At 68.9% G+C, this 25945-nt stretch carries 31 protein-coding genes, 3 tRNA genes and 1 pseudogene; 18 read left to right on the forward strand and 17 right to left on the reverse strand.

Annotated elements, in window-relative coordinates:
* Positions 1–4 precede the first annotated feature (4 nt).
* The 5 genes and pseudogenes from ACZ5RK_RS05270 to ACZ5RK_RS05290 all read left to right on the forward strand — a co-directional run bounded on the left by ACZ5RK_RS05270 (position 5) and on the right by ACZ5RK_RS05290 (position 3280).
* Positions 5–1002 (forward strand): annotated as a pseudogene (locus ACZ5RK_RS05270) (homoserine dehydrogenase).
* 4 nt (positions 1003–1006) lie between these two features.
* Positions 1007–1570, forward strand: a complete 564-nt coding sequence (locus ACZ5RK_RS05275; protein WP_464909937.1) for a Uma2 family endonuclease — start codon at positions 1007–1009, stop codon at positions 1568–1570.
* Positions 1571–1601: 31 nt separating this feature from the next.
* Positions 1602–2657, forward strand: a complete 1056-nt coding sequence (thrC, locus tag ACZ5RK_RS05280; RefSeq protein WP_464909938.1) for a threonine synthase — start codon at positions 1602–1604, stop codon at positions 2655–2657.
* A gap of 12 nt (positions 2658–2669) precedes the next feature.
* The gene (locus ACZ5RK_RS05285) at positions 2670–2984 is read left to right on the forward strand and encodes a hypothetical protein (protein ID WP_464909939.1); all 315 of its coding nucleotides are present in this window, start codon (positions 2670–2672) and stop codon (positions 2982–2984) included.
* Positions 2984–3280 (forward strand): hypothetical protein, encoded by a 297-nt coding sequence (locus tag ACZ5RK_RS05290; RefSeq protein ID WP_054647566.1) that lies wholly within the window; start codon positions 2984–2986, stop codon positions 3278–3280. Before ACZ5RK_RS05285 ends, ACZ5RK_RS05290 begins: the two co-directional genes overlap by 1 nt.
* Here ACZ5RK_RS05290 and ACZ5RK_RS05295 read toward each other — a convergent pair.
* Positions 3253–3591: a hypothetical protein gene (locus ACZ5RK_RS05295; RefSeq protein WP_464909940.1), complete on the reverse strand. Its 339-nt coding sequence runs from the start codon at positions 3589–3591 to the stop codon at positions 3253–3255. The genes ACZ5RK_RS05290 and ACZ5RK_RS05295 overlap by 28 nt on opposite strands.
* The gene (locus ACZ5RK_RS05300) at positions 3584–5014 is read right to left on the reverse strand and encodes an ATP cone domain-containing protein (RefSeq protein ID WP_464909941.1); all 1431 of its coding nucleotides are present in this window, start codon (positions 5012–5014) and stop codon (positions 3584–3586) included. The genes ACZ5RK_RS05295 and ACZ5RK_RS05300 overlap by 8 nt, the downstream gene beginning before the upstream one ends.
* Positions 5015–5096: 82 nt before the next feature.
* On the opposite strand from ACZ5RK_RS05300, the gene ACZ5RK_RS05305 reads away from it, so the two are divergent.
* Positions 5097–5171 (forward strand) — tRNA-Cys (locus ACZ5RK_RS05305).
* Positions 5172–5178: 7 nt separating this feature from the next.
* Positions 5179–5255, forward strand: a tRNA-Val gene (locus ACZ5RK_RS05310).
* 62 nt (positions 5256–5317) lie between these two features.
* Here the strand turns inward: ACZ5RK_RS05310 and ACZ5RK_RS05315 are convergent.
* Positions 5318–5536: a CDGSH iron-sulfur domain-containing protein gene (locus tag ACZ5RK_RS05315; protein ID WP_464909942.1), complete on the reverse strand. Its 219-nt coding sequence runs from the start codon at positions 5534–5536 to the stop codon at positions 5318–5320.
* Between the two features lie 192 nt (positions 5537–5728).
* On the opposite strand from ACZ5RK_RS05315, the gene tilS reads away from it, so the two are divergent.
* Both tilS and ACZ5RK_RS05325 read left to right on the forward strand, forming a co-directional pair.
* Complete coding sequence (tilS, locus tag ACZ5RK_RS05320) at positions 5729–7258, forward strand: tRNA lysidine(34) synthetase TilS (RefSeq protein ID WP_464910058.1); 1530 nt, start codon at positions 5729–5731, stop codon at positions 7256–7258.
* Positions 7237–7328 (forward strand) — tRNA-Ser (locus ACZ5RK_RS05325). Before tilS ends, ACZ5RK_RS05325 begins: the two co-directional genes overlap by 22 nt.
* 60 nt (positions 7329–7388) lie before the next feature.
* Here the strand turns inward: ACZ5RK_RS05325 and ACZ5RK_RS05330 are convergent.
* On the reverse strand, positions 7389–7994 hold the full coding sequence (locus ACZ5RK_RS05330; RefSeq protein WP_464909943.1) for a YkgJ family cysteine cluster protein: 606 nt from the start codon (positions 7992–7994) through the stop codon (positions 7389–7391).
* A 221-nt stretch (positions 7995–8215) separates the two neighbouring features.
* On the opposite strand from ACZ5RK_RS05330, the gene ACZ5RK_RS05335 reads away from it, so the two are divergent.
* Positions 8216–8731, forward strand: coding sequence for a DinB family protein (locus ACZ5RK_RS05335; protein ID WP_054647857.1), 516 nt, complete (start codon positions 8216–8218; stop codon positions 8729–8731).
* A 9-nt stretch (positions 8732–8740) separates the two neighbouring features.
* The gene (locus ACZ5RK_RS05340) at positions 8741–9136 is read left to right on the forward strand and encodes a DUF3197 domain-containing protein (RefSeq protein WP_054647856.1); all 396 of its coding nucleotides are present in this window, start codon (positions 8741–8743) and stop codon (positions 9134–9136) included.
* Here ACZ5RK_RS05340 and ACZ5RK_RS05345 read toward each other — a convergent pair.
* From ACZ5RK_RS05345 to ACZ5RK_RS05360, 4 genes are read right to left on the reverse strand one after another with little or no spacing between them, the layout of a single operon-like run.
* A complete protein-coding gene (locus ACZ5RK_RS05345; protein ID WP_464909944.1) occupies positions 9133–9990 on the reverse strand; it encodes a hydroxymethylglutaryl-CoA lyase in 858 nt (285 codons plus the stop codon). The genes ACZ5RK_RS05340 and ACZ5RK_RS05345 overlap by 4 nt on opposite strands.
* 9 nt (positions 9991–9999) lie before the next feature.
* Positions 10000–11661 (reverse strand): acyl-CoA carboxylase subunit beta, encoded by a 1662-nt coding sequence (locus ACZ5RK_RS05350; RefSeq protein WP_464909945.1) that lies wholly within the window; start codon positions 11659–11661, stop codon positions 10000–10002.
* Positions 11662–11685: 24 nt separating this feature from the next.
* Positions 11686–12165: a ribonuclease HI gene (rnhA, locus tag ACZ5RK_RS05355; RefSeq protein WP_464909946.1), complete on the reverse strand. Its 480-nt coding sequence runs from the start codon at positions 12163–12165 to the stop codon at positions 11686–11688.
* A gap of 23 nt (positions 12166–12188) precedes the next feature.
* Positions 12189–12599 carry a disulfide oxidoreductase gene (locus ACZ5RK_RS05360; protein WP_054647430.1) on the reverse strand — a complete coding sequence of 137 codons (411 nt, stop codon included), beginning with the start codon at positions 12597–12599 and terminating at the stop codon, positions 12189–12191.
* Between the two features lie 30 nt (positions 12600–12629).
* Between ACZ5RK_RS05360 and ACZ5RK_RS05365 the strand changes: the two genes are divergently transcribed.
* Positions 12630–12785, forward strand: coding sequence for a DUF5522 domain-containing protein (locus ACZ5RK_RS05365; protein WP_464909947.1), 156 nt, complete (start codon positions 12630–12632; stop codon positions 12783–12785).
* Between the two features lie 19 nt (positions 12786–12804).
* Here the strand turns inward: ACZ5RK_RS05365 and ftsY are convergent, their stop codons facing one another.
* From ftsY to gltX, 3 genes are read right to left on the reverse strand one after another with little or no spacing between them, the layout of a single operon-like run.
* Positions 12805–13722, reverse strand: a complete 918-nt coding sequence (gene ftsY / locus ACZ5RK_RS05370) for a signal recognition particle-docking protein FtsY (protein ID WP_464909948.1) — start codon at positions 13720–13722, stop codon at positions 12805–12807.
* A gap of 6 nt (positions 13723–13728) precedes the next feature.
* Positions 13729–14169, reverse strand: coding sequence for a hypothetical protein (locus ACZ5RK_RS05375; RefSeq protein ID WP_464909949.1), 441 nt, complete (start codon positions 14167–14169; stop codon positions 13729–13731).
* Between the two features lie 32 nt (positions 14170–14201).
* Positions 14202–15608, reverse strand: coding sequence for a glutamate--tRNA ligase (gene gltX / locus ACZ5RK_RS05380; protein WP_464909950.1), 1407 nt, complete (start codon positions 15606–15608; stop codon positions 14202–14204).
* Positions 15609–15662: 54 nt separating this feature from the next.
* On the opposite strand from gltX, the gene lptB reads away from it, so the two are divergent.
* On the forward strand, positions 15663–16391 hold the full coding sequence (lptB, locus tag ACZ5RK_RS05385; protein ID WP_464909951.1) for an LPS export ABC transporter ATP-binding protein: 729 nt from the start codon (positions 15663–15665) through the stop codon (positions 16389–16391).
* Positions 16388–17779, forward strand: a complete 1392-nt coding sequence (locus ACZ5RK_RS05390) for a DUF3084 domain-containing protein (protein WP_464909952.1) — start codon at positions 16388–16390, stop codon at positions 17777–17779. The genes lptB and ACZ5RK_RS05390 overlap by 4 nt, the downstream gene beginning before the upstream one ends.
* Here the strand turns inward: ACZ5RK_RS05390 and prmC are convergent.
* Genes prmC through rpmH form a run of 6 tightly spaced genes read right to left on the reverse strand, consistent with a single transcriptional unit; the run spans position 17687 to position 21134 of the window.
* Complete coding sequence (gene prmC / locus ACZ5RK_RS05395) at positions 17687–18544, reverse strand: peptide chain release factor N(5)-glutamine methyltransferase (protein ID WP_464909953.1); 858 nt, start codon at positions 18542–18544, stop codon at positions 17687–17689. The genes ACZ5RK_RS05390 and prmC overlap by 93 nt on opposite strands.
* Complete coding sequence (locus tag ACZ5RK_RS05400; protein ID WP_464909954.1) at positions 18507–19094, reverse strand: Jag family protein; 588 nt, start codon at positions 19092–19094, stop codon at positions 18507–18509. Before ACZ5RK_RS05400 ends, prmC begins: the two co-directional genes overlap by 38 nt.
* 9 nt (positions 19095–19103) lie before the next feature.
* Entirely contained in the window at positions 19104–20396 is a 1293-nt protein-coding gene (locus ACZ5RK_RS05405; RefSeq protein ID WP_464909955.1) for a YidC/Oxa1 family membrane protein insertase, read from the reverse strand.
* A complete protein-coding gene (gene yidD / locus ACZ5RK_RS05410; protein ID WP_054647315.1) occupies positions 20393–20641 on the reverse strand; it encodes a membrane protein insertion efficiency factor YidD in 249 nt (82 codons plus the stop codon). Before yidD ends, ACZ5RK_RS05405 begins: the two co-directional genes overlap by 4 nt.
* A 5-nt stretch (positions 20642–20646) precedes the next feature.
* A complete protein-coding gene (rnpA, locus tag ACZ5RK_RS05415; RefSeq protein WP_464910059.1) occupies positions 20647–21018 on the reverse strand; it encodes a ribonuclease P protein component in 372 nt (123 codons plus the stop codon).
* The gene (rpmH, locus tag ACZ5RK_RS05420) at positions 20985–21134 is read right to left on the reverse strand and encodes a 50S ribosomal protein L34 (RefSeq protein WP_054647317.1); all 150 of its coding nucleotides are present in this window, start codon (positions 21132–21134) and stop codon (positions 20985–20987) included. The genes rnpA and rpmH overlap by 34 nt, the downstream gene beginning before the upstream one ends.
* 163 nt (positions 21135–21297) lie before the next feature.
* Between rpmH and ACZ5RK_RS05425 the strand changes: the two genes are divergently transcribed.
* Genes ACZ5RK_RS05425 through ACZ5RK_RS05440 form a run of 4 tightly spaced genes read left to right on the forward strand, consistent with a single transcriptional unit; the run spans position 21298 to position 25944 of the window.
* The gene (locus ACZ5RK_RS05425; protein WP_054647318.1) at positions 21298–22059 is read left to right on the forward strand and encodes an ABC transporter ATP-binding protein; all 762 of its coding nucleotides are present in this window, start codon (positions 21298–21300) and stop codon (positions 22057–22059) included.
* Positions 22056–23990, forward strand: a complete 1935-nt coding sequence (locus ACZ5RK_RS05430; protein WP_464909956.1) for an AMP-binding protein — start codon at positions 22056–22058, stop codon at positions 23988–23990. Before ACZ5RK_RS05425 ends, ACZ5RK_RS05430 begins: the two co-directional genes overlap by 4 nt.
* Positions 23987–24880: a branched-chain amino acid ABC transporter permease gene (locus tag ACZ5RK_RS05435; protein WP_464909957.1), complete on the forward strand. Its 894-nt coding sequence runs from the start codon at positions 23987–23989 to the stop codon at positions 24878–24880. The genes ACZ5RK_RS05430 and ACZ5RK_RS05435 overlap by 4 nt, the downstream gene beginning before the upstream one ends.
* Positions 24877–25944: a branched-chain amino acid ABC transporter permease gene (locus ACZ5RK_RS05440; RefSeq protein ID WP_464909958.1), complete on the forward strand. Its 1068-nt coding sequence runs from the start codon at positions 24877–24879 to the stop codon at positions 25942–25944. Before ACZ5RK_RS05435 ends, ACZ5RK_RS05440 begins: the two co-directional genes overlap by 4 nt.
* Position 25945: the final 1 nt, after the last annotated feature.

Consider the following 25945-nt stretch of genomic DNA (forward strand, 5'->3'; position numbering starts at 1 on the left):
CTACATGGAGGCTTTAAAGATCGCCCTCCTGGGGGGCGGCACCGTGGGGAGCGCTTTCTACCGCCTGGTGCTGGAAAGGCAGGAGGAGCTTTCCGCCCTGGGGTTTGCCCCCCGGTTTCTGGGCGTTTTGGTGCGGGACCCCAAAAAGCCCAGGGCCATTCCCCAGGAGCTCCTCCACACCGAGCCCTTTGGCCTTCTGGAGGCCGACCTGGTGGTGGAGGCCATGGGGGGGGTGGAGGCCCCCCTGAGTCTCCTCCTTCCCCCCTCGAGGCCGGCATCCCCCTCATCACCGCCAACAAGGCCCTTTTGGCCGAGGCCTGGGACCGCTTGAGGCCCTTCGCCGAGGAGGGGCTCATCTACCACGAGGCCAGCGTCATGGCGGGCACCCCCGCCCTCTCCTTCCTGGAGACCTTGAGGGGAAGCGAGCTCTTGGAGCTGCACGGGATCCTGAACGGCACCACCCTCTACATCCTCCAGGAGATGGAGAAGGGCCGGACCTACGCCGAGGCCCTTACCGAGGCCCAGCGCCTGGGCTACGCCGAGGCCGACCCCACCTTGGACGTAGAAGGGATAGACGCCGCCCACAAGCTCACCCTCCTCGCCCGGCTCCTGGTGGACCCCGCCTTCCCCTTCGGGGAGGTGGAGGCCCGGGGGATCGCCCGCCTCACCCCGGAGGCCCTGAAGGAGGCGGAGGCCCGGGGAGAGAGGGTCCGCCTGGTGGCGAGCCTCTTCGGGGAAGGAGGGAGGTGGCGGGCCCGGGTGGCCCCGGTGCGGCTTCCCCAGGACCACCCCCTGGCGAGGGCGCAGGGGAACGCCCTCCACGTGCGGGCGAGGCCCTTGGGGGAGGCCTTCGTGGCGGGGCCCGGGGCGGGGGGCGGGGCCACGGCCAGCGGCCTCTTCGCCGACCTCCTCCGCTTCCTCTCCGGGGCCCCGGGGCACCTGCCCGCTCCCCGGGCGAGGCCCCCTTTGGAGGAGGGAAGCCCCTGGCCGGGGGTAGAATGAGGCCGTGCCCCTTTTGGACCTCCTGCGCCCCGTGAGCGATGAGGAACTCCGCCTCCTTTCTGAGCGGAACCCCGGCTGGCAGTTTGAGCGCCTGGCCGACGGGAGGCTAGCCGTGTCCCCTACAGGTGGCGAGAGCGGGCGCATCAGCGCCGCCGTTCTCGGGCAGCTTTACCGCTGGAACGAGGCGCGGGGCTTAGGGGTGGTCTTTGACGCCTCCACGGGGTTCAAGCTCCCCGACGGCGCGGTCCTCTCCCCGGACGCCGCCTTCCTCCGGGGCGAAAGGTGGCGGGCCCTCTCCCCGGAGGAGCGGGAAGGGTTTCCTCCCTTAGCCCCGGAGGCGGTCTTTGAGGTACGCTCCCGGAGCCAAAGCCTGGAGGAGCTGCGGGAGAAGGGGGCTTGGTACCTGAAAAACGGGGTGCGCCTCGTGGTCCTTTTGGACCCTTACGCCCACGGGGTGGAGGTCTTCCGCCCGGGGGGGGTGGAGCGCCACCGGGGGCCGGAACGGGTGCCTTTGGACCCCGAGCTTCCCGGCTTCGTCCTGGAAACCCGGGGCCTTTTCCTCCCTTGACGGCGGGGCCTGGGAGCCGGAGCATAGGGCCATGCGGCTGCCCCTCATAGAGCGCTACCGCAACCTCCTCCCGGTCTCGGAGAGAACACCGGTCATAAGCCTCCTGGAGGGCTCCACCCCCCTCATCCCCCTGAAGGGCCCCGAGGAGGCGAGGAGGTGGGGCATCCGCCTCTACGCCAAGTACGAGGGCCTGAACCCCACGGGGAGCTTCAAGGACCGGGGGATGACCCTGGCCGTCTCCAAGGCGGTGGAGGCGGGGGCGAAGGCCATCGCCTGCGCCAGCACCGGGAACACCGCCGCCTCCGCCGCCGCCTACGCCGCAAGGGCCGGGATCCGGGCCATCGTGGTCCTCCCGGCGGGGTACGTGGCCCTGGGCAAGGTGGCCCAGAGCCTGGTGCACGGGGCCAGGATCGTCCAGGTGGAGGGGAGCTTTGACGACGCCCTCCGCCTCACCCGAAAGCTCACGGAGGCCTACCCCGTGGCCCTGGTGAACTCGGTGAACCCCCATCGCCTGGAGGGCCAGAAGACCCTGGCCTTTGAGGTGGTGGACGAACTGGGCGATGCCCCGCACTACCACGCCCTTCCCGTGGGGAACGCCGGGAACATCACCGCCCACTGGATGGGGTACAAGGAGTACTTCGCCCTGGGGAGGGCCACAAGGCTTCCCAAGATGCTGGGCTTCCAGGCGGCGGGGGCGGCGCCCCTCGTCCTCGGGCGCCCGGTGGAACGGCCCGAGACCTTGGCCACCGCCATCCGCATCGGCAACCCGGCCAGCTGGCAGGGGGCCATTCGGGCCAAGGAGGAGTCGGGGGGGCTCATAGAGGCGGTGACGGACGAGGAGATCCTCGAGGCCTACCGCTACCTGGCCCGGGAGGAAGGGATCTTTTGCGAGCCCGCCAGCGCCGCCGCCATGGCCGGGGTCCTCAGGCTCCTCCGGGAGGAGAGGCTTGGGCCGGAGAGCACCGTGGTCCTCACCCTCACGGGCCACGGCCTCAAGGACCCGGCCACCGCCGAGCGGGTTGCCGAGATGGTCCCGCCGGTTCCGGCAAGCCTGGAGAGGGTGGCCGAGGCCGCCGGGCTTTTGTGATAGCCTTGGGGCATGGCAGAGGCCAAGCGCACCCGCAAAAAGGTTCCCGAGCCCTTCCCCGGGGCCTACTACCTGGCCGGGGCCATCACCATCGCCCTCATGCTCCTCTTCCTGGCCCTGGGGGCGAGCCTCTCCCCGGGGGTGGCGGGGTTTCTGGTGGCCTTCGTCCTGGGCCTCACCGTGAGTCCCAGGTACGTGCCCTTCTTCCTCCTGGCCGGGGTCTTCTCGGCGGCCATGGGCTTTTTGGGGCGGGAGCCCCAGGTGGCCTGGGGGGGCGTGGCCTTGGTCCTTTCCCAGCTCCTGGTGGCCCGCTTCGTGAAGGCGTGATGGACCCCAACCGCCTGGCCCAGGCCCTCTCCCTCCTCGGGGTGGCGGGGTACGTGTACTTCCTCTGGCTTCGCCCCCACCAGGAGGGCATCGCCTTGGCCTTGGGCCTGGCCCTGGGGGGGGCGGGCCTGGCCTACGGGGAGAGGCCCTTCCCCGTGCCCCTCTTCCTGGGGCTCTTGGCCCTTTACCTCCTCCTGCAGGTCTTCTTCGGCTACCCCCTCCACGCCCTTCTGGGAGGGGCCTTGGGCCTCGGGCTACCCTACCTGGCCTACCGCCTGCGGAAGCCCGCCAGGTAAAGGAGGGCCCCCAGGAGCAGGCCTTCCCCCATGGCGGGGAGGTAGAGGACGAACTCCTTTAGGTCCAGGCGCAGGTAGAGGAGAAGGGGCCAGGGAGTGAGGGCCCAGGCGAGGCCCGGCCTGCCGTAGCCCGCCGCCAGGAAGAGGCCCGCCCCCAGGCCCCGAAGATAGGCCAGCCACCCGGAGCCCCACTGGTTTTGGTAAACGAACCAGAGAAAGTTGATCCACACCCCCAGGACCCAGAGGGGAAGGCGCCTTTCCAGCCGGAAGGCCAGGGCCATGAGGAGGGGGAAGACCAGGGCCTCAAGCACGGGCCGCCTCCGGGCTTTGGGCCTCGAGGTAGGCCACCAGCACCTCCAGGGCCTTTTCCACCGCCTCGTCCAGGTCCTCCCCGGGGATGACCGGGGTCCCCTCCTCCTGGGCCAGGAGGAGAAGGTGGTCTTGGATGAGGCGGATCTCGGGGAAGTGCCTCAGGTACTTTTCCTGGGGGCGGGCGTGGCCCGTTTCCCGGTCGCGCAGGAGGAAGCGGTCCCGGTGGAGCTTCTCGTCGTGGAGGACCACCAGCATGGGCACGGTAAGGACCCTCTCCCGGTGGGGATGGTCCAGGTAACGGGGCACCACGTGAACCCCCTCCAGGACTATGGAGGTGCCCTCCAGGGCGCTTCGTTCCTGGATGGCCCTGAGGCCCACCGCCACCCGGGCCACCTGGTCCAGGAACCCCCTTAGGACCCGGGCCTCGTGGCCTTCCTCGGTGAGGAGGTCCGGGGTGAGGGCCTTCCAGGCCTCAAAGGTGGAGAGGTGGAGGGTGGGGAGGAGGTCCCGGGAGAGGCTGGCCCGGAAGACCTCCCGCACCGCGTCCGAGGGGACGATGTGGGTGATGCCCAGCCTGTAGGCCAGGGCCGAGGCGAGGACGCTTTTCCCCACCCCCGTGACCCCCCCGATGAGGATGTGGACCGGCCGGGCGCTCCTCCGGAGGCTCCGCAAGAGGAGGTAGCGGCGGGCCGCCTCCTCCCCCACCTCCTTGAGGAGGGCCTGGTATACCCGTTCCCTGAGCTCCGTGCGCCCCACCACCCGCCTTCCCTCCTGGCGCAAGGCCCGTTCCATCTCCCGGGCCAGGCGGTAGGCCTGCTCCGGGGAGAGGCCGATGCCCATGAGGGACTGGGCCAGGATGCCCTTGGAAAAGGGCATGCGGGGCTCGCCGCCCTCCTCCTCTACGAAGAGTTCCCCGGCGAAGGCCTGGCGCTCTAGGTAGCGCTGGCCGGCACCCTTGCCCTTGGCCCGGGCCACCTCCTCCGCCACCACCTGTTCCAGGCGACGGGCGGAGATCCTCCGCACCCCCTCCTCCCTCAGGCGGCGCTCCACCGCCTTGGCCAGGGCGTGGGCCTCCTTTAGGGGAAGCCCGGCCTCCTCCAGGCTCTGGGCCAGGAGCCCCTTGGAAAAGGGCCTCTGCCGCCTTCCCCGCAGGACGAGGATCTCTTCAAAGGGAAGGGTCTGCCGCGAGAGCCTTTCCGCCATCCCCTGGCCCAGGGCCTTGGCCACCTCCTCCAGGAAGACCTGCCGCAAGGCCTTGGGCCCCACCTCCTTGCGCCCTTCCTCCTTGAGGCGCTCCTCCACGGTGTGGGCCACGGCCTGGGCGGCCTCCAGGGACACCCCTAAAGGCAGGAGGGCCTCCACCAAAAGCCCCTTGGAAAGGGGCCAGCGGCCCCGCCTTAAGCGCACGAAGACCTCGCCCATTGCCTGGCATCATAGCATTTCCCGCTGGGAAAGGGCTTTCCTTGACAGGGCTTCCTTCCCGTGCTACCATACCTTACGGCTTGGCGCCGTAGCCAAGGGGTAAGGCAGAGGTCTGCAAAACCTCCATTCGCCGGTTCGAATCCGGCCGGCGCCTCCAAAGGCAAGGGCGCGTAGCTCAGGTGGCCAGAGCACTACCTTGACACGGTAGGGGTCGGTGGTTCAAGTCCACTCGCGCCCACCAGGAAGCCCCGGGAACCCCCGGGGTTTTGCCCCTTCTGGCCGGGGCCCCGGGGCGGAGCCCCCTTAGCCTTGAGCCACCTCTATCCGGATCTCCCCCGCTTCGGCCTGGAACCCCAGGGTCTTGTGGGTGCCATCGCAGAAGGGCTTCCTCTGGGAACCGCCGCAGCGGCAAAGGGCCAGGTTGCCCTTAGGAAGGGGAATCTCTTCCCCGTTGAGGCGCACCTTGGCCCCCGGGGGGAGCTCCACCACGTAGGGCCCGTTTTCCCGAAAGCGGATCCGCATGCCCCCAGTCTATCGTAGACTGGACCCATGCGGGGTGTGGCGGTGGGGCTGGAAAGGGCAGGCCGCCCGATCCCGCTCTGGGTTGCTGGAGGCGTGATGCCACCCCATGCTGGCTTGGGCCAGCAGGGGGGCCCCTAGGCGGGCTTCCCCAAGCCGGCGGGGTGAGGGAAAGGGGGAGAAGGGGTATTGGGCTTGCTTCCCCTCGAGGCCGCCTTTAGAGAGCGCCTGGAGCGGCTTGCCCCCAGGGACCCCTTGGTCCTGGCCGTCTCGGGGGGCGGGGACTCGGTGGCCCTGGCCTACCTGGTCCGGCGGGCCGGGAGAGGGGGGGTGGTGGCCCACCTGGACCACGGCCTCCGCCCTGAAAGCCCCGAGGACCTGGCCTTCGTGCGGGCCTTGGCGGAGAAGCTGGGCTTTCCCTTCTTCGCCGAGCGGGTGGAGGTGGGAAGGATCGCCGGGAGGCGGGGGGAGAACCTGGAGGCCTTGGCCCGGGAGGTGCGTTACGCCTTTCTCCACCGGGTGGCCCGGGAAGTGGGGGCCAAGGCCATCCTCACCGCCCACACCCTGGACGACCAGGCGGAAACCCTTCTCCTCAAGCTCCTCCAGGGCACGGCCAGGGGTCTTGGCATCCGGGAGAAGGAGGGGCTCGTGGTCCGCCCCCTCCTTCCCTTTCCCCGGGAGGACCTGAGGGCTTACCTGCGGGCCCTGGGAGAGGCCTGGCGGGAGGACCCCAGTAACCGGGACCTCTCCCTGGACCGGAACTACCTGCGCCTCGTGGTCTTCCCCCTCCTCCTGGAGCGCTTTCCCCGGGCCCGGGAGGCCTTCTTCCGCTTCGCCCAGGTGCGGGAGGCCGAGGACCCCCTCCTGGAGCGGGAAGCCCAGGCCCGCCTCCTCCCCGATGCCCGCTTCTTCGTCCCCGCCTACCGGGCGGCCCCCCTCCTCCACGCCCCCCAGGCCCTGCGCCACCGGGCGTTGCGCCAGGTGCTGGAGGCCTTGGACCTCCGCCCCGAACACCGGCTGGTCCTCCTCCTAGAGGAGGCCTTGAGGGGAAAGGCGGGCACCCTCCCAGGCGGGCACACCGCCCGCAGGCAGGGGGGGACGCTCTTCCTCATCCCTCCCACCCCCAAGGTGCCCCTTCCCCCGGGCTTCCGCCGGGCGGCGCCCGGGGACTACCTGGCCCTGCCCTTTGGAAGGAAGCGGCTGGTGGAGTTCCTGGCGGAGAAGGGGGTGCCTAAGGAGCTCAGGCCCCTCTGGCCCGTGCGGGGGGAGGGGAGGCAGGTGGAGGAGGTCTTGGGGCTCTTCCCGCCCTCCGAGGCCGAGGGCCTCATGGGGCTCGCCCTGGAGGAGGCCAGGCGGGCCTTTGCGGAGGGCGAGGTGCCCGTGGGGGCCGTTCTGGTGGTGGGGGGGGAGGTCCACGCCGCCCACAACCGGGTGGAGGCCACCGGGGACCCCACGGCCCATGCGGAGATGCTCCTCCTCCGGAACCTGGGCCGGGGGGCGCGGGGCGGGAGGCTTTATGTCACCCTGGAGCCCTGCCGCATGTGCCACCACGCCCTTCTCGAGGCCGGGGTGGAGGTGGTCTACGGGACGGAGAACCTCAAGGAAGGGGCCCTCACCCGCTTCGGGGACGGGCGGAGGATGGCGGGTGGTGTTCGGGAAGGGGAGTGTGCTAAGCTCTTAAGGGACTTCTTCTCCCGGCTCAGGGAGGGGTGCCGGAGCGGTTGAACGGGCCGGTCTCGAAAACCGGTAGGCCCTAAGAGGGGCCTCGCGGGTTCGAATCCCGCCCCCTCCGCCAAAGGGCGGCCTGCGGGCCGCTTTTCCTTTCGCCCCAAGCGCCCACGCCAGGGCGGGGTACCTAGACCAGCTGGTACCCCCACCTCCCCCCCAGGACCCCCAAGGCCTCCAGGGCCTCCTCCACCCCCGCCCGCTCCCGGGGGAGGCCCTGGAGGAGGAGGTAGAGGAGGCCCGCAAGCTCCCCCAGGAGGACGAAGCCGTAGCGCTTCCTCTCCTCCTCCCAGAGGGCTTCCATGCGCAGGCGGGCCATGCGCCAGGGCACGGGGAGGAAGTGGCCCTCGGGGGCCTCGGCCTCGGGAAGGCAGAGGTGGGGGCTTCCCGCCGTGAGGAGGCCCCGGCAGGCCAGGGGCCTCCGGGGGTAGACCCCGCATAGGCCCCCTTCCAGGAGGGGGCAGGGGGTGCGGGTCCGGAAGTGGCGGCCGGGAAACCCGGGGTCGTCCTTGCCTTCCTGCAAAAGGGCAAGCCGCCTCGGGCCTTCCTCCAGGAGGCGGGCCTTCTGGGCGGGGGTGAGGTGGGGGAGGAGGGCCAGGGCCTCGAGGCGGGAGAGGGTGACCCAGCCGAAGCAGCAGGCGAAGCACCCCGCCCGGCAGGAGGGCCGCACCCCCTTTTTCTCCAGGTAATCGGCGAGGTCCCGGTCAAAGGCCTGGTGGGTTTCCTCTACCCTCATCGGCGCTCTCGGTAACCCCCCGCCTGGGGCCGAAGGGGCAGGCGCGGACGGCCACATGGGGGCAGAAGCGCTGGTAACGGGCCGCCTGTGCCGCCAAGCCCCGGGGGAGGCCGCAGGCGGGGCAGGCTTTTGGGGGCCTTCGCCGAAGGAGGAAGGGAAGGGGAGGGAGGACCAGGCCTTCCATACCCTACCCAGTCTAGGGGTTGGGGTAGCATAGGGGCATGCCCGCGCCCTTTTTGGAACCCTTGGTGCCGGGGGTGCCCCCGGCGGTCTCGGCCTGGGTCCAGGGCCTGAAGGAGGTGGCCCTGCACCTGGAAAAGTGGGCCTTTGACCTCCCCGAGGAAGGCTTCTGGTGGCGGCCCAAGGAGGGGGTGAACCCCATCGGCGGCCTGGTGCGCCACATCGCGGGAAGCTCCCTGCGCCTCGGCTCCTACGCCCTCCCCCTCCACCTCCCCGAGTGGGCGAGGCGGGGGAGGGAGTGGGAGCTTTTGGGCGGGGCCGAGCCCAAAGAGGTGGTGGTGGCCCGCTTCCGGGAGGCTTGGGAGGCCCTCTTCCCCGCCCTCCAGGGCCTGAAGGAGGAGGACCTGGGGAAGCCGGTTCCCGTGGGGAGCCAGGGGGTGGAGGCCCCCCGGGCCCATGTGCTCCACCACCTGGTGGAGCACGCCCAGCACCACGCCGGGCAGGTGATCTACGCCCGGAAGCTCCTGGGGAACTTTGCCCCTACCTCCAGGGAATAAGATGGGGATATGGAACGCGTGGGCATGCGCGCCGCGCCCCGGGTGAGCCTCGAGGCCCTGAGGGCGGCCCTGGGCGGGATGAAGCTCTCCGAGACCAAGGTCTACCTCATCACCGACTGGCAGGACCGAAGGGACCGGGCCCGCTACGCCCTCCTCCTCCACGGGGGCAAGAAGGACGTCCTGGTGCCTGACGCCTTTGGCCCCGCCTTCCCCGGCGGGGAGGAGGCCCTTTCCGAGCTGGTGGGCCTTCTCCTGGAGCGGGGGGCCCGGAGGTTTTACGAGGCCGTGGTCTCCCCCGGGGAGCTCACCGCCCTCCTTGGCTACCCTTCGGAGGAGGTGCTTAGGCGGGTGCAGGCCGTGGCCAACCCCACGGACCCCGGGATCTACCTCAAGCGGGCGGCCTAGGCGTAGCGGGCCTTAAGCCGCGCCGCCTCCTCCGCGAGAAGGGGGAGGCGGCTTAGGTCCACCCCGGTGGCGAGGCCCTTCCTTTCCAGGTGGGGGAGGACCGTCTCGGTGGGGAGGTTCCCCACCAGCTCGTCCCCCGCGAAGGGGCACCCCCCCACCCCCGCCAGGGCCCCCTCCAGCCAGGTGACGCCCGCCTCCAGCACCGCCTCCACCTTCTCCAAGACCCCCTCGGGCCTGGCGTGGAGGTGGGCCCCTAGGCCCTCGGGGCCAAAGCGCTCCACCGCGGCCTTCAGGACCTCGAGGATGCGCCTTGCGTCCGCCACCCCGTAGGTGTCGGCCAGGGCGATCTCCCTCACGCCCAGGTCCCGCAGCCTGGCCATGGCCTCCAGAACCCCCTCCACGCTCCAGGGGTCCCCGTAGGGGTTGCCGAAGGCCATGGAGAGGTAGACCACGAGGCCGAGCTTCCCCTGGGTCTCCTCCACCATCTCCGCTACCAGGGGCCAGGACTCCTCTATGGAGCGGTTCGTGTTCTTGCGCTGGAAGGTTTCGGAGAGGGAAAAGGGGTAGCCCACGTGGGTGAGGTTGGGGGCGGAAAGGGCCCTCTCCAGGCCCCGCTCGTTGGCCACGATGGCGAGGTAGGTGCGCTCCCCCGGGGGTGGGAGGGCCTTAAGCACCTCCTCGGCGTCCGCCATCTGGGGCACCCACCTGGGGGAGACGAAGCTCGTGAGGTCCAGGTGGCGGAAGCCCGCTCCCAAAAGCTCCCTCAAAAAGGCCACCTTCTCCTCGGTGGGGATGAAGCGGGAAAACCCTTGCCAGGCGTCCCTGGGGCACTCCACCCATCTGGCCTCGGCCACCTCGCCCTCCTACACCTGGAAGACCCCCACCCGGAAGGGCTCCCGCTCGGGGTTCAGGGCGCAGGCCTCCAGGGCCTTGATGAGCCACTTCCGGGTCTCGTGGGGGAAGATCACCCCGTCCACCCAGAGCCTGGCGGCGGCGTACCGGGGGTCCAGGGTCTCCTCGTAGCGGCCCTTGATGCGCTCGTAGAGCTCCTTTAACTCCTCATCCGAGGGTTCCTTACCCTCCCGCCTGAGCTTTTCCACCTCCAGCTCCAGAAGGGTCTTCGCCGCCTGGGCCCCGCCCATCACGGCGTACTTGGCGCTGGGCCAGGCGAAGAGGAACCGGGGGGCGTAGGCCTTGCCCGAAAGGGCGTAGTTTCCCGCCCCGAAGGAACCCCCCAGGATCAGGGTGATCTTGGGCACCACCGAGTTGCTGACGGCGTTCACCAGCTTCGCTCCCCGCCTGATGATCCCCGCCTGCTCCGACTCCTTCCCCACCATAAAGCCCGTCACGTCCTGGAGGAAGAGAAGGGGAATATTCATCTGGTTCACCTCCAGGATGAACCGGGCGGCCTTGTCGGCGGCCTCGGCGTAGATGACCCCGCCCACCTCAATCCGCCCTCGCTTCTTGAGGACGAGGCGCTGGTTGCCCACAATGCCCACCGGGTACCCCCCGATGCGGGCGAAGCCCGTGACCAGGGTCTCCCCATAGCCCCCCTTGTACTCCAGGAACTCCGAGCCGTCCACCAGGCGGGCAATCACCTCCCGGAGGTCGTAGGGGCGGCTTCCGTCCGGGGAGACCAGGCCGTAGAGGTCCTCCACGGGGTAGAGGGGCTCCTTGGGCTCCTTGCGCCCCTCCGCCCAGGGGGCGGGGCGGGGGGGTGGGTAGAGGGCGGCGAGCTCTCTTATGCGCTCCAGGGCCGCCTCGTCCGTGGGCTCGTAAAAGTCCACGGTCCCGGAGACCTCGTAGTGCATCCTCGCTCCCCCCAGCTCCTCCGAGGAGACCTCCTGGCCGATGGCCGCCTTCACCAGGGCGGGGCCCGCCAGGTAGAGCCCGCTCCCCTCGGTCATGAGGAGGACGTCGGTCATCACCGGCAGGTAGGCCCCCCCGGCCACGCAGTTCCCCATAATGGCCGAGATCTGGGGGATCCCCAGGGCGGACATGCGGGCGTTCAGGTAGAAGATGCGGCCGAAGTCGTCCTGGTCGGGGAAGACCTCGTCCTGAAGGGGCAGGAAGACCCCGGCGGAGTCCACCAGGTAGACCGTGGGGATGCGGTTCTCCAGGGCGATGGTCTGGGCCCGGATGACCTTCTTGGCGGTGATGGGGAAGAAGGCCCCCGCTTTCACCGTGGCGTCGTTGGCGATGATCATCCAGTCCCGCCCCTGGATGCGGCCGATTCCCGCGACCACCCCTCCCGCCGGGGCCCCGCCCCACTCCTCGTACATCCCCCAGCCGGCGAAGGCCATGAGCTCGTAGAACTCCGTCCCCGGGTCTATGAGCCTCTGGATGCGTTCCCTTGCGGTGAGGCGGCCCTTCTGGTGCTGGCGCTCAATGGCCCTGGGGCCCCCTCCCTGGCGGACCTTCTCCAGGCTCTCCTTGAAGTCCCGCACCAGGGCCACCCAGGCGTCCTTGTTGGCCTTGAAGGTGGGGCTTTCCCGGTCCTCGGGGCGGAGGGCGGTTTCCAGCATGCCCCGATTATAACGCTTTTATGCCTACTGGTGGAAAAGCGTGGAGGGCCGGGGCGGGCAGGGCGCCTTGGGCTGGGCCCGGGCCTGGCGCCTGGCCTCCCGGTCCACCCTTTCGTTTTCCGGGTGGCCGGCGTGCCCCTCCACGAAGTGGAGGTGCACCCGGTGGGGGGCCATGGCCTGCAGGAGGGCCTCCCAGAGGTCGCGGTTCTTCACCGGCCTGCCCTCCGCCGTCCGCCAGCCCCTCTTCTGCCAGCCTTCCAGCCAGCCCTCGGTGAAGGCCTTCTTCAGGTACTGGCTGTCGGTGTAGAGGTCTACCTGGCAGGGCTCCTTGAGGGCTTTCAGGCCCTCTATGGCCGCCTTCAGCTCCATGCGGTTGTTGGTGGTGCAGAGCTCCCCGCCGGAGAGGAGCTTCTCGTGGGCACCGTGGCGCAAAAGGGCCGCCCAGCCCCCGGGGCCGGGGTTTCCCAGGCAGGCCCCGTCGGTGAAGAGCTCCACCCGCTTCATGCCAAGGAGAGGGAAGCCCTGGATCAGGGAAGCCTGCGGGCCTCCCTGGACAGGAGGGCCATGCTTAGGGCGATGAGGAGGAAGGCGAGGAGGGCCTGCAAGGGAATGGGGAACTGGGGGATGTATTCCGCGCTGCAGGGCACCGGGGGCTTGCAGGCCAGGGTGAAGAGGTGGGGAAACCTCTGCTCCAGGAGGTGGAGGGTGCTGATGCTCCCGCCCACCAGGGAAAGGGCCAGGCTGTAGGGCCAGACGCCGAAGTCCTGCCGCCAGAGGGCCATGGCCAGCAGGACCGCCTGGGGATACATGAAGATCCGCTGGTACCAGCAGAGCTCGCAGGGCAGGAAAAGCCGCACCTCCGAGTAGTAGAGGCTTCCTAAGGTGGCCACCAGGGCCACCACCCAGGCGAAGGCGAGGAGGAGGGAGGCGCGCTTCATGGGGAGGAGCATACCTCTAAACTGGAGGCCATGGAGGAGGAGGCGCCCCGGGAGCTCCAAGAGGGAGAGGACTTCTACTGGGAGGAGGGGCGGGTGGTCTTCACCGAGGCCTACCACCGCAAGCGGGGCTACTGCTGCGGCTTTGGGTGCCGCCACTGCCCCTGGAGGGGGGAGGAGAAGGGTTAAGCGCCCCGCAACGAGGTGCTTAGGCCTCCAGCAGGGCCTCCACGAAGGCCTCGGGATCGAAGGGCTGGAGGTCCTCCGCCCCTTCCCCTACCCCCACGAAGCGGATGGGCACCCGGAGGGTGCGCACCATGGGGACCAGCACCCCTCCCTTGGCCGTGCCGTCCAGCTTGGTGACGATGACCCCGGTGAGGCCCAAGGCCTCGTGGAAGCGCCTGGCCTGCTCCAGGCCGTTTTGGCCGGTGACGGCGTCCAGCACCAGCCACACCTCCCCGGGCTCCCCGGGATCGGCCTTGGCGATGGCCCGCTTCACCTTCTTCAGCTCCTCCATAAGGCCCTGCTTGGTGTGCAGGCGCCCGGCGGTGTCCACCAGGAGGAGGTCAAAGCCCCGTGCCTTCCGGGCCTGGGCGGCGTCAAAGGCCAGGGCGGCGGGGTCGGCGCCTTCCGCCCCCTGGATCACGGGGATCCCCAGGCGCTTTCCCCACTCGGCGAGCTGGGCGCTGCCGGCGGCGCGGAAGGTGTCCCCGGCGCAGAGGAGCACCTTCTTGCCCAGGCCCTGGTAGTAACGGCCCAGCTTGGCCAGGGTGGTGGTCTTGCCCACCCCGTTCACCCCCACCACCAGGACCACGTGGCCCTTGGGTTCCACGGCCTTGGGCCTTTGCGGGTTGAAGCCCAGCTTCCTCAGGCTGGCCCGCCGCTCGTCCGGCTCCAGCATCTGGACGAGCTTTTCCTTCACCGCTTCCTTTAGGTCCTTGCGGCCCGAGGCCCGCACCTCCTCTAAGAGCTCCTCCGTGGCCTCGAGGCCCACGTCGGCGGCGAGGAGGGCCACCTCCAGCTCCTCCAGCACCGCCTCGGGGTTGGCCCCCCAGGGGATGCCCTTGAGGAAGCGCTCCCGGGTCTTGGCAAGGCCCGCCTTTAGGCGCTCAAAGAAACCGGCCATGTTCCTTTAGCGGAAGTTCACCCCCAGGGCCAGGCGCCAGACCTTGGGGAACTGGGCGAAGCCGTAGACGTAGGTGCCCTCGGCGAAGAGGCCGGTGTAGGGGTCCAGAAGCCCTTCCAGCCCTAGGGTGAAGCCCACCCCCAGGGTGGGCGTGGGCCCCACCAGGCCGCTCAGGCCCCCGCCGAAGTAGGGGAGGGTCCCGGCCAGGGTGGGGTCGTACTGGCCCAGGTCCGGCTTGAAGAGGAGGCTGGCCTCCAGGACCACCCCGGGGGCTGCCGGGGAGAGCTCCGCCAGGAGGCGGCCCGAGAGGTTCTGCCGCAGGCGGTTTTCCACCCCGGCCCCGAAGGTGAGGCCCAAGCCTTCCCCGTAGCCAAAGCGCATCCCTATGGCGCTTTGGGCGCTAGCCAGGCCCAGAAAAAGGGCGAGGGCGAGAAGAAGCCTCTTCATCCCTCTAAGTATACGGAAGCTTGCGGCCTCTTTCACGAGAGGACCCTTGCCAGGCGGGAAAGCACCCGGGCCTTCCCCAAGAGGGCCAGGATCTCAAAGAGGCCCGGGGTCTCCAGGCTCCCCGTGAGGGCCGCCCGCAGGGGCTGGGCCACCTGGGAAAGCTTCAGCCCTCTCTCCTCTGCGAATCCCCTAAGGAGGACCTCCAGGGCGGTTTCCGTCCACTCCTCCTGCCTTTCCAAGAGGGGCTTGAGCTCGAGGAGTAGGGGAAGCCCCTCGGCGAGCTTCGCCCGGGCCTTTTCGGAAAAAGGGTAGTCCTCGGTGAAGAGGTAGGGGGCCTTCTCGGGAAGCTCCTTCAGGGTGTCCAACCGGGGGCGCATGAGCTCCACTGCCCGCCTTAGGTAGGCCTCGCTTTCCCAGGAAAGCCCCGCCTCCCGGAGGAAAGGCTTGACCCTCTCGGCCACCTCCTCCAGGGAGAGCACCTCCCGGAGGTACTTCCCGTTCATCCAGCGGAGCTTCTCCAGGTCAAAGACGGGGCCCCCGAGGGAGACCCTCTCCCAGGTGAAGGCGGCGATGAACTCCTCCAGGGTGAAGATCTCCCGCCCATCGGGCATGGAGAAGCCCATGAGGCAGAGGTAGTTCCGCAAGGCCTCGGGCAAGAACCCCTCCGCCTTGTACCACTCCAGGGAGGTGTGGCTCTTGCGCTTGGAGATCTTGGTCTTGTCGGGGTTGCGCAGGAGGGGCATGTGGTAGAAGCGGGGCACCTCCCAGCCGAAGGCCCGGTAGAGGAGGACGTGGATGGGGGTGGAGACCAGCCACTCCTCGGCCCGGATCACGTGGGTGACCCCCATGAGGTGGTCGTCCACCACGTTGGCCAGGTGGTAGGTGGGGTAGCCGTCGGACTTCAGGAGGACCACGTCGGGGATCTCCCCGTTGTCGTAGGCCACCACCCCCCTGAGCTCGTCCTTGACCTCGGTGGTGCCCGGGCGGGGGACCTTCAGGCGGATCACGTGGGGCTCCCCCCGCCTCGCCCTTTCCTCGGCCTCCTCGGGGGGGATGTTCCGGGCCCTCCCGTCGTAGCCGCCCTTCTCCTTCCGGATTCTCTCCAGCTCCTCTGGGGTCTCAAAGGCCCGGTAGGCCCACCCCCGCCTCAAGAGCTCCTCGGCGTGCGCCCGATAGATGGGAAGCCGTTCCGACTGGCGGTAAGGCCCGTGGGGGCCGCCGATGTCGGGCCCCTCGTCGTAGGTGAGGCCGAGCCACCTGAGTGCGGCGAGGATCCTCTCCTCGGCCCCGGGGACGTAGCGCGCCCGGTCGGTGTCCTCAATGCGCACGAGAAAGCGGCCCCCGTTTTTCCTGGCCCAGACGTAGTTGAAGAGGGCGATGTAGGCCGTGCCCACGTGGGGGTCCCCCGTGGGGCTCGGGGCGATGCGGGTCACCACCATACCGTGCCCATTATCTCACCCGGGCCTAAAGGTTGGGCCTTAGGCTTGAGGGTAATGGACGGGGAGCTCTTGGCCCAAGGACTCCGCAAGCGCTTCGGCCCCAAGGAGGTGGTGCGGGGGGTGGACCTTCACCTGAGGCGGGGCGAGATCGTGGCCCTCTTCGGCCCTAACGGGGCGGGGAAGACCACCACCTTCTACATGGTGGTGGGCTTCATAAAGCCCACGGCGGGGCGGATCTTCCTCAAAGGCCAGGAGATCGGCCGCCTGCCCATGTACAAAAGGGCCCGCCTGGGCCTAGGCTACCTCCCCCAGGAGCCCAGCGCCTTCCGGCGCATGACCGTGCTGGAGAACCTCCTGGCCATCCTGGAATTCCAGCCCCTCTCCAAAAGGGAGCGGTTGGAGAAGGCCAAGGCCCTCCTGGAAGAGCTCGCCATCTACCACCTAAAAGACCGCATGGCCTACGCCCTCTCCGGGGGGGAAAGGCGGCGGCTGGAGATGGCCCGGGCCCTGGCCACCGACCCCGACTTCATCCTTCTGGACGAGCCCTTCACCGGGGTGGACCCGAAGAACGTCAAGGAGATCCAGAAGGTCATCGCCGAGCTCCGGGAGAGGCGGGGGGTGGGGGTGTTCATCACCGACCACGCCGTGCGGGAGACCTTGGCCATCACCGACCGGGTCTACGTGATGTACGACGGCCAGATCCTCTTCCACGGGGACCCCGGGACCTTCGCTAAGGACCAGGGGGTGAGGCGGCACTACCTGGGCGAGGACTACGAGCTGTGACCTTCTGGGCGCTTCTTGTCCTCATTCTCCTCCTTTCCGCCTGGGTGGCCTACCTGGGGGACAGGGTGGCCAAGTGGGCGGGGAAGCGCCACTACCGCCTCTTCGGCCTAAGGCCCCGGCAGACGGCCACCCTGGTGGCGGTGTTCACCGGGGTGGGGATCGCCCTCTTCAGCTATCTGGGCTTCCTCCTGGTCTTCCGCGAGGCCCGGGAGACCATCCTGGAGGCCGAGGCCATCCGCCAAGAGAGGGACCGGCTTAGGGTGGAGCGGGAGGTTCTCCTGCGCGCCAAGGAGGCCCTGGAGGCCGAGGGCGCCCGGACCCTGGCCGAGGTGACGGCCTTGCGGAAGGAGCGAAAGGAGATGGCCCAGGCCCTGGCCGAGGCGGAGGCCCTGAGGAAGCGCCTCGAGGCCGAGACCCAGGCCCTGGAGGCCCAGGTGGTGGCCTTGGAAGGGGAGAAGCGGAGGCTTTCTGCCCTCCTGGAGGAAAGGGAGAGGGCTTTGGCGGAGAAGGAAAGGCTCCTTCTGGAAAGGACCCAGGCCCTGAAGGCCCTGGAGGCGCGCCTTCGGGGCCTTAAGGAGGAAGGGCAGAAGGCGGAGGCGGAGCGGGACCGGCTCGGAAGGGAGAAGGCCCGCCTCGAGGCCGACCTGGCCCTCCTGCAGGCCAGGCTGGGGGAGGTCCAGCGGGAGCGCCAGGCCCTGAAGGCCGAGGCCGAGGCCGCGCGGGCCCGCCTAGAGGAGGTCCGGGCCGAGCTGCGCCGGGCCGAGGAGCGGGTGCGCGCCCTTTTGCAGCAGGCGGAGGTGCTCCAGGGGGAGAGGGGCCAGCTTGCGGACCGCCTGGCCCGCCTGAGCCAGGGGCTCTACCTGGGGGAGGTGCGCCTGGGGCCCGAGGAGGGGCGGGTGGCCCTAGAGCGGGCGGCGGAGCGCCGGGCCCTTTTGCAGGGCTTCCGGGGAGTGGAGCTCCTCCTGGAGGAGGAGGCGCGGGGGCCGGGGGTGGCCATCCTGGAGGGGGCGGGCTACCGGGAGGGGCGGCTCCTGGTGCGGGTGCGCTTCTACCCGGAGAAGCGGGCCTTCGCCGCCCGGGAGGTCCTGGCCAGCGCCACCTTCCGCCTCTCCACGCCCGCCCGCCACCGGGAGGTGCTGGAGAGCCTGGGGGAGGAGGCCCGCCGAAGGCTTATTGGGGCGGGCTTTCCCCCCGAGTACGCCACCTTCCCCTCCCCCGAGGAGCTGGCCCGGGGCCTGGCCCTCCTGGAGGGGCGGAAGGGGGTGGTGCGGGTGGGGGTGGTGGCCGTCCAGGACCTACGGACCAGCGAGCGGCCCCTCCTCGCCTTCCAGCTCCTCGGGGGGCCTCCGGGCCCGGAGGTACCGGTCCCGACCCGTGAGGTCCGGTAGCGCCTCCACCGCCTCCCAGCCCCTCCCCTTAAGCTCCTCCCCCAGGAGGCGGACGTTCTCGGGGGCGAGCTCCAAGAGGAGGAAGCCCCCGGGCCTAAGGGCCCAAAAGGCCTCCGCCGCCAGGGGGCGGGCCACGGAAAGGCCCTCGGGCCCGGCGTAGAGGGCCAGGGGGTTCTCAAAGGCGAGCTCCTTGGGAGCCACCCCCCGGTAGGCCTCGGGCAGGTAGGGGGGGTTGGCCACCACCAGGTCCAGCCCCCGGAGCCCCCCGGTGAGGGGGGCCGGGAGGAAGGCCACGGAAAGCCCCAGGCGCCTGGCGTTCTCCTGGGCCAGGGCCAAGGCCTTGGGGTCCACCTCGGTGGCGTGGACCTCCGCTTCGGGCAGGTGCCGCTTCAGGGCCAAGGCGATGGTCCCCGTGCCCGTGCCCACGTCCAGGATCCGGGGCCTCGAGGGGAGGGGAAGCCCCAGGGCCAGGGCCACAAGCCCCTCCGTCTCGGGGCGGGGGATGAGGACCCCCTCGGCCACCTTCAGGGGCAGGCCGAAGAACTCCACCTCCCCCAGGAGGTACTGGAGGGGGTAGCCGGAGAGGCGCTTTTCCAAAAGGGCCCGGGCCCTTTCCTCGCTCCCCGGGGGCGGGGGCTCCTTGAGCCCGAGGAAAAGGGCCTTGCGGGGAAGGCCCGTGGCCAGGCCGAGAAGGTCCCAGGCCTCTCCCTTGGGGAGGCCCGCGGCCTCAAGCCTCCCTTCCAGTTCCCGGAGGAGCCTTATCACGGGGGTAGACCACCACGTGCCGCTCCTCCCCCTCCCCCTGGCTCTCCGTGGTGACCTTGGGATGGTTCTTGAGGAGCATGTGCACCATGCGCCGCTGCGAGGGGGGCATGGGGGGGAGGGGCAGGGGCTCGCCCGTGAGCTCCACGGTGAGGGCGGCGTCCTCGGCCAGCTTGCGGATCTTCTCCTCCTGGCGCCTGCGGTAGCCGGCGGCGTCCAGCACCACCCGGTACTCCCCGCCGAAGTGCTTGGCCAGGACCACCCCGGCCAGGTACTCCACCGCCTTCAGGGTCCGCCCTTCCTTGCCGATGAAGCGGCCCAGGTCCCCGCCCTTGACCTCGGCCTTCAGGAGGTTCCCCTCCTGGCGCACCTCCACGTAGTGGGCCGGGTCCAGGCGCAGCAGAAGGCCCACCAGGAAGGCCTCCAGGACCTCCTTGGGGCCCTTGGGCTTCTCCTCCTTTCCCGCCTCCTTGAGCCCCACCTCCATCGGGGCCTCTTCCAGCACCCCGAGGTCGGCGAGGAGATCGTCAATGTTCTTTTTCTTCTCCTCCATAAGCGTAGTTTACGCCGCCAGGGGCTTCAGGCTCTTGTTGATGAGCCACTGCTGGAAGAGCCCGATGAGGTTGGAGAGCACCCAGTAGAGGGTGACCCCGGAGGGGAACTGCAGGACCAGGAAGATGAAGAGGAGGTTCATGAAGAGGCTCTGGCGGATGAGGTCCTTGTTGCCGTGGGCGGAAATCCAGGTGGAGAGGAAGGTGGTGGCCACGTAGAGGGCCGGGAGGACGTAGAAGGGGTCGGGGAGGGCGAGGTCGGGGATCCAGAGGAGGCCCTGGCCGAACTCGTAGTTGGCGATGACCTTCCAGAGGATGAAGAGGATGGGCATTTGGATGAAAAGGGGCAGGCACCCGGAGGCGGGGTTCACCTTGTGTTCCTGGTAGAGCTTCATGGTGGCCTCGGCCCGCTTGTTGGGGTCGTCCCTGTACTTCTCGTTGATCTTCTGGATGAGTGGCTGGAGGCGTTGCATCTCCGCCATGCTCTTGAACTGCTGGTGCATGAGGGGCCAGAGGAGGAGGCGGACCACCAGGGTGAGGAAGAGGATGGCCAGGCCCCAGCTTCCCGTGTAGCGGAAGGCCGTTTCCATGAGCCAGAGAAGCCCTAAGGAGAGCTGGCCCCAGAGGTTGGGGGCAAAGAGGCCCGGCAAGGAGAGGAGGCCCTCCACGTGGAAGCGGACCAGCTCGTTCTGGCCGCCGTAGACCTTGAGGACCTCTCCCGGGGGGAGGAAGACCTCCCCTTCCTTGCCCAGGAGCTTGGCCCTAAAGGGCTTCTCGGCGAAGGCCACCAGGGCGTAGCCCGCCTTGGGCCGGGTCTGCCAGGCCAGGTAGAGGGCCTGGCCTTCCCCGCTGGGCAGGGGTTCCTTCTGCCCCTCCAGGAGGATCTTGGGGGTGCCTTGGGGGGCGAGCCTTAAGGTGAGGGGGAAGTCGGCGGCCACCTCCACGGTGTACCGCCCCTTGGCGATGCGGTAGGTGAGGGTGCCCTGGGGCCCTTGGAAGCGGGCCAGGAGCCGGCCGTCCTCCACCTGAAAGGCCGCCTTTTCCGGGCGGAAGCCCACGGGGGAGAGGATGGGGCCTCCGGCTGCGAGGCTTGGGGCCCGGGTGTAGTCGCCGATCTGGGTGCCCTTGTAGGTCTTCACGTACCAGCCCACCACCTGGCCCTGGGCGTCAAAGGCCAGGTCCATGAGGTTGGTGACGGCCAGCTTTTCCGGTTTGCCGTCCCCGCTCAAGTCCAGGTCCTTGAAGGTGGCCTCCAGGGCCAAGGCGGGCACCAGGAGAAGGGCCAGGGCAAGGAGCCGCTTCATCGCACCCCCTCCTTGGCCCGCCTGGGCGGGAAGACCAGGGGCACGGGGTCCAGTCCCCCTGGGTGGAGGGGGTGGCACCGGAGGAGGCGCCTCGCCGCCAGGTAGCTACCCCAGAAGGCCCCGTGCCGTTCTAGGGCCTCGAGGGCGTAGGCCGAGCAGGTGGGATGGAAGCGGCAGGTCCGGGGCTTGAGGGGGGAGAGGAAGCGCCGGTAGGCTTTCACCAAAAGGATCAGGAAGCCACGCACGCCGCCTATTGTATCAGCCCGCTTTTCCTCAAGGCGCGCACCAGGTCCTGGAAGAGGGCGGCGAAGTCCGCCTCCCGGGCCTCGGGGGTGGCCACCAGGAGGAGGTGGGCCCCCGGGAGGTGGAGGCGGCGGAGGATCTCCCTAAGCCGCCTTTTGATGCGGTTCCGCACCACCGCCTTGCCCACCTTCTTGGAGACCACGATCCCCACGCGCAGCTCTGGGGCGGGGAGCCACTTCACGCTCACGTACCGGCCCCTTCCCGCCCTCCCCTTCCGGAGGCGCTGGAAGGCCCGGTCTCCCTTTAAGGAAAGGAGCTTGCCCCCCGGGGTGGGGGGCTTGGGGCCTAGCGCTTCCGCACCGCGGGGGTCAGGCGCCAGCGGCCCTTCTGCCGCCTGCGCTTCAGCACCCTCCTGCCGCCTGGGGTCCGCATGCGGGCCCGGAAGCCGTGGGTCTTGGCCCGCTTCCTCCGGTTGGGCTGCCAGGTCCTTTTCATTCATTTCCCTCCCTGGGGCCTGGGGCCCCCGATACCCTAAAGAGTGTAGCACAAGGGAAGGGGAACCTGGTCTAACGGTTTTTTGCAGGCAGGCGGCCTGGCGTTGACAACTCCCGCCCGGCTCCCCTATACTCCCCGGTAAACGGTCGTTAGGGAGGGACCCGTGGCCCAACTGGCGGTGGAGAACATCACCCTCACCTTTGGCGGCGTGGCGGCCCTTTCGGCGGTCTCCTTGCAGGTGGCCCGGGGGGAGCTGGTTTCGGTGATCGGGCCCAACGGGGCGGGGAAGACGAGCCTCTTGAACTGCATCTCCGGCTTCTACCACCCCGAGCGAGGACGCATCCTCTTTGAAGGGCAGGAGATCACCCGCTCAAGCCCCCACGAGATCACCAGGCGGGGGATCGCCCGCGCCTTTCAGAACATAGAGCTCTTCTCCGGCCTCACCGTGCTGGAGAACCTCATGCTGGCCAGGCACACCCACCTGCGTTACGGCCTTTTGCAGGCGGGCCTGTTCTACGGCCGGGCCTTGCGGGAGGAGGTGGAGAACCGCAAGGCGGTGGAGGAGGTCATAGACTTCATGGAGCTGGAGCCTTACCGCAAGGCCCTGGTGGGGAACCTCCCCTATGGGGTGAGGAAGCGGGTGGAGGTGGCCCGGGCCCTTTCCCTCTCCCCCAGGCTCCTCCTCTTGGACGAGCCCATGGCGGGGATGACCCTGGAGGAAAAGGAGGACATGGTGCGCTTCATCCTGGAGATCCGGGCCCGGGGCACCACGGTCATCCTCATAGAGCACGACCTGGGGGTGGTCATGGACATCTCCGACCGGGTCTACGTCCTGGACTTCGGCCAGGTCATCGCCGAGGGCAGGCCGGAGGAGGTGGCCAGGAACCCCAGGGTGCAGGAGGCCTACCTGGGGGTGGAGGCGTGAAGGCCTTGAGGCCCACCTACGAGATGAAGCGCTACACCCTGCCCCAGCTCCTCAGGCTTCGCGCCCAGGAGGAGGGGGACCGGGTGGCCCTCCGGGAAAAGGACTACGGAATCTGGAACGAGATCACCTACGCCCAGTACTACGAGAACGTCCTCCTCTTCGCCCACGGCCTCCTGGCCTTGGGTTTCGGGCCGGGGGAGAGGCTTGCCATCATCGCCGACAACATCCCCGAGTGGCTTTACGCCGAGCTCGGGGCCCAGGCGGTGCGGGGCATCAGCGTGGGGGTCTACCAGAGTAGCCTCCCCCAGGAGATCGCCTACATGCTCACCTACACCGGGGCCAGCGTGGTCCTGGCCGAGGACCAGGAGCAGGTGGACAAGCTCTACGAGATCCGGAACGAGATCCCCCACGTGCGCCACGTGATCTACGAGGACGAGAAGGGGATGCGGGGCTACAGGGACCCCTGGCTCCTCTCCTTCGCCGAGGTGCTGGAGCGGGGGCGGGAGCACCGGAGGAAGCACCCGGATGCGGTGGAGAGGCTTCTCCTCGAGGCCAGCCCGGAGGAGGTCTGCCACCTCTCCTCCACCTCCGGCACCACGGGAAGGCCCAAGGCGGCCATGCTCCGCCACCGCAACCTGATCCACATGGGGGTGGCCCTGCAGGAGGTGGACCCCCTTCTGCCCACGGACGACTACCTCTCCTTCCTGCCCCTGGCCTGGATCGGGGAGCAGATGATGTCCGTGGCCATGGCCCTCACCGGGGGGTTCGCCGTCAACTTCCCCGAGGCGGTGGAAACCGCCATGCAGGACCTGAAGGAGATCGGCCCCCACGTGATGTTTAGCCCTCCCCGGGTCTGGGAAAGCATCCAGAGCCAGATCTGGGTGCGCATCTCGGAAAGCTACGCCCTCAACCGCTTCGTCTACGAGAGGCTCCTTAGGGTGGGCTACCGGGCGGCGGAGTACCGCATGCGGGGGAAGCCCATGCCCCCTGCCCTCCGCTTCGCCTACGGGCTTGCCGACCGGGTCCTTTTCCGGCCCCTAAGGGACCAGCTCGGCTTCCTGCGCCTTCGGCGGGCTTACACCGGGGGTGCGGCTTTGGGTCCCGATGTCTTCCGCTTCTTCCACGCCATCGGGGTCAACCTCAAGCAGATCTACGGCCAGACGGAGATCATCGGCATCGCCTTCGTCCACCGGGACGGGGACGTGCGCCACGACACCGTGGGCCTGCCCATCCCCGGCACCGAGGTCAGGATCAGCGAGGAGGGGGAGATCCTCTGCCGCTCCGACGCCGTCTGCGCCGGGTACTGGGAAAGGCCCGAGGCCACCGCCGAGACCTTCCGGGAGGGCTGGCTCCACACCGGGGATGCGGGCTACCTCACGGAGGACGGGCACCTGGTGGTCATTGACCGCCTCTCCGACGTGATGCGCACCGAGAGGGGCACCCTCTTCAGCCCCCAGTTCGTGGAGAACAAGCTGAAGTTCTCCCCCTACATCAAGGAGGCCGTGGTCTTCGGCCATGGGAAGCCCTTTTTGGCGGCCTTCCTCAACATAGACCCCCAGACCGTGGGCAAGTGGGCCGAGGACCGGGGCCTGGCCTACACCACCTACCTGGACCTCTCCCTGAAGCCCGAGGTGGCCGAGCTGGTCCGCAAGGAGGTGGAGAAGGCCAACGCCGAGCTTCCCGAGGAGCTAAGGGTCCGCCGCTTCGTCCTCCTCTACAAGCTCCTGGACGCCGACGACGAGGAGCTCACCCGCACGGGCAAGGTGCGCCGGGGCCTCATCGCCAAGAAGTACGCCCCCCTGGTGGAGGCCCTCTACTCGGGGGCGCGGGAGGTGGAGGTGGAGGCGGAGTACCGCTACCAGGACGGCACCGTTCAGCGGGTGCGGGCCGGGGTGCCGGTGTGGGACCTGGGAGAGGGGGTGTTGGTGTGAGCTTCTTCCTGCAGCTTTTCTTCTCCGGGGTGGTGCTGGGGCTGGTCTACGCCCTGGCGGCCTTGGGGTTCGTCCTCATCTACAAGGCGAGCCGGGTGGTGAACTTCGCCCAGGGGCAGTTCATCGCCATCGGGGCCTTCTTGGCCTACTGGGCCATGACGGCCCTGGGCGCCCCCTTCTTGCTGGCGGCGGCCTTGGCCCTGGCCCTGACCGCCCTCTTGGGCTTCGGGGTGGAACGGGTGTTCCTGAAGCGCTTGGTGGGGCAGCCCGTCATCTCCGTCATCATGGCCACCATCGGCCTGGCCTCCTTGCTGGACGGGCTCATCCACCTTACCCCCTTTGGGGCGGGCAACTTTAGCTACCCAAGCTTCCTCCCCGCCGGGGGGGTGAACCTTTTGGGGGTGCAGGTCTCCTACGCCCAGCTTCTGGCCACGGTCTTTACCCTGGGCTTTCTCGCCCTCTTCACCTGGTTCTTCCAGCGCTCCACCTTGGGCGTCGCCATGCGCTCGGTGGCCGATGACCAGATGGCGGCCATGAGCCTCGGGGTTTCCGTGGAGCGGGTCTTCGCCTTGGCCTGGGCGGCCGCCGGGCTCACGGCGGCGGCGGCGGGGATGGTGGTGGGCACCATCTCCGGCCTGAACCTGGACGGGCTGGTGCACATCGGCCTTCGGGTCTTCCCCGTGGTCATCCTGGGGGGGTTGGACTCCATCCCCGGGGCGGTGGCGGCGGGCATCCTGATGGGCGTTTTGGAAAACCTGGCGGCGGGCTACCTGGACCCCTTTGTGCCCGGCGGGGGCACCCGGGACGTCTTCCCCTTCCTGGTCCTCCTGTTGGTCCTTTGGTTTAAGCCCCATGGTCTTTTCGGCACGGAGGAGATTGAGCGCGTATGAGGAACCCTTGGGCGCAGACCGGCAACTACCGCACCAGCTACCGGCAGGACACCAGCCTCTTCGCCACCCATCGGGAGCTGGTCTCCTTGCTCTTCTTCCTGGCCTTTCTCCTGCTCCTCCCCCAGTTCCTTTCCCGCACCCAGGTGTTTATCCTGGACCTCATCCTGGTGTACAGCGTGGCGGTCCTGGGCCTCAACATCACCACCGGATACGCTGGGCTCATCAACATCGGCCAGGCGGCCTTCATGGGGGTGGGGGCCTACACTGCGGCCCTTCTCGCTCCCCAGGGCCTGCCCTTTTGGCTGGTGATTCCCCTAGGGGGCCTGGTGGCGGCCCTCTTCGGCTTCCTGGTGGGCATCCCGAGCCTGAGGGTGAAGCACCTCTACCTGGCCATGGCCACCCTGGCCTTTCAGGTGGTCTTCGAGTGGGCGGTGGGGCACACGCCCCTTCTCCGGCAGGGCGGGGCCATGGACATGCCCCGGGCGAGCCTTTGGGGCTACGAGGCGGGCTTTCGCAACCACTTCCACTTCTGGTACTACGTGAGCCTCGCTGTGTTGGTCTTACTCGCCCTCTTCTGGCGCAACCTTTTGCGCACCAAATACGGGAGGGCCCTGGTGGCCGTACGGGACAACGACCGGGCGGCGGACGCCATGGGCATGGACCCGGGCCGCACCAAGCTCTTTGCCTTCGCCCTGGGGGCCTTCTACGCCGGGGTGGCGGGGGTGCTCTACGCTTACCTTTCCCGGGCGGTGGTCATAGAGGACTACACCTTCGCCATCTCCATCAAGCTCCTGGCCATGGCCATCGTGGGGGGCCTCGGTACCCTGGTGGGAAGCTTTCTGGGGCCTGCTTTTCTGGAGCTTTTGGACGTGAACATGGAGGCCCTTTCCAACCTCATCAAGGCCTTGGGCTTCAGCGTGGCCGGGGTGGACGTGGCGAGCGCCCTAAGGCCCTTCGCCTTCGGGTTGGTGATCGTCCTTTTCCTGGTGTTTGAGCCCCGGGGGCTTTACAACTGGTGGCGTTTGGTGCGAAGCTACTTCCGCACCTGGCCTTTCAAGTACTAGG

This window comes from Thermus kawarayensis JCM 12314, assembly GCF_055393575.1.

Bases quoted from the DNA above. Each gene is read 5' to 3' on its own strand.
- thrC (WP_464909938.1), top strand. From the start codon at position 1,602: ATGCGGCTGCCCCTCATAGAGCGCTACCGCAACCTCCTCCCGGTCTCG.
- ACZ5RK_RS05285 (WP_464909939.1), top strand. From the start codon at position 2,670: ATGGCAGAGGCCAAGCGCACCCGCAAAAAGGTTCCCGAGCCCTTCCCC.
- ACZ5RK_RS05290 (WP_054647566.1), top strand. From the start codon at position 2,984: ATGGACCCCAACCGCCTGGCCCAGGCCCTCTCCCTCCTCGGGGTGGCG.
- ACZ5RK_RS05300 (WP_464909941.1), bottom strand. From the start codon at position 5,014: ATGGGCGAGGTCTTCGTGCGCTTAAGGCGGGGCCGCTGGCCCCTTTCC.
- ACZ5RK_RS05315 (WP_464909942.1), bottom strand. From the start codon at position 5,536: ATGCGGATCCGCTTTCGGGAAAACGGGCCCTACGTGGTGGAGCTCCCC.
- ACZ5RK_RS05330 (WP_464909943.1), bottom strand. From the start codon at position 7,994: ATGAGGGTAGAGGAAACCCACCAGGCCTTTGACCGGGACCTCGCCGAT.
- ACZ5RK_RS05335 (WP_054647857.1), top strand. From the start codon at position 8,216: ATGCCCGCGCCCTTTTTGGAACCCTTGGTGCCGGGGGTGCCCCCGGCG.
- ACZ5RK_RS05340 (WP_054647856.1), top strand. From the start codon at position 8,741: ATGGAACGCGTGGGCATGCGCGCCGCGCCCCGGGTGAGCCTCGAGGCC.
- ACZ5RK_RS05350 (WP_464909945.1), bottom strand. From the start codon at position 11,661: ATGCTGGAAACCGCCCTCCGCCCCGAGGACCGGGAAAGCCCCACCTTC.
- rnhA (WP_464909946.1), bottom strand. From the start codon at position 12,165: ATGAAGCGGGTGGAGCTCTTCACCGACGGGGCCTGCCTGGGAAACCCC.
- ACZ5RK_RS05360 (WP_054647430.1), bottom strand. From the start codon at position 12,599: ATGAAGCGCGCCTCCCTCCTCCTCGCCTTCGCCTGGGTGGTGGCCCTG.
- ACZ5RK_RS05365 (WP_464909947.1), top strand. From the start codon at position 12,630: ATGGAGGAGGAGGCGCCCCGGGAGCTCCAAGAGGGAGAGGACTTCTAC.
- ftsY (WP_464909948.1), bottom strand. From the start codon at position 13,722: ATGGCCGGTTTCTTTGAGCGCCTAAAGGCGGGCCTTGCCAAGACCCGG.
- ACZ5RK_RS05375 (WP_464909949.1), bottom strand. From the start codon at position 14,169: ATGAAGAGGCTTCTTCTCGCCCTCGCCCTTTTTCTGGGCCTGGCTAGC.
- gltX (WP_464909950.1), bottom strand. From the start codon at position 15,608: ATGGTGGTGACCCGCATCGCCCCGAGCCCCACGGGGGACCCCCACGTG.
- lptB (WP_464909951.1), top strand. From the start codon at position 15,663: ATGGACGGGGAGCTCTTGGCCCAAGGACTCCGCAAGCGCTTCGGCCCC.
- ACZ5RK_RS05400 (WP_464909954.1), bottom strand. From the start codon at position 19,094: ATGGAGGAGAAGAAAAAGAACATTGACGATCTCCTCGCCGACCTCGGG.
- ACZ5RK_RS05405 (WP_464909955.1), bottom strand. From the start codon at position 20,396: ATGAAGCGGCTCCTTGCCCTGGCCCTTCTCCTGGTGCCCGCCTTGGCC.
- rpmH (WP_054647317.1), bottom strand. From the start codon at position 21,134: ATGAAAAGGACCTGGCAGCCCAACCGGAGGAAGCGGGCCAAGACCCAC.
- ACZ5RK_RS05440 (WP_464909958.1), top strand. From the start codon at position 24,877: ATGAGGAACCCTTGGGCGCAGACCGGCAACTACCGCACCAGCTACCGG.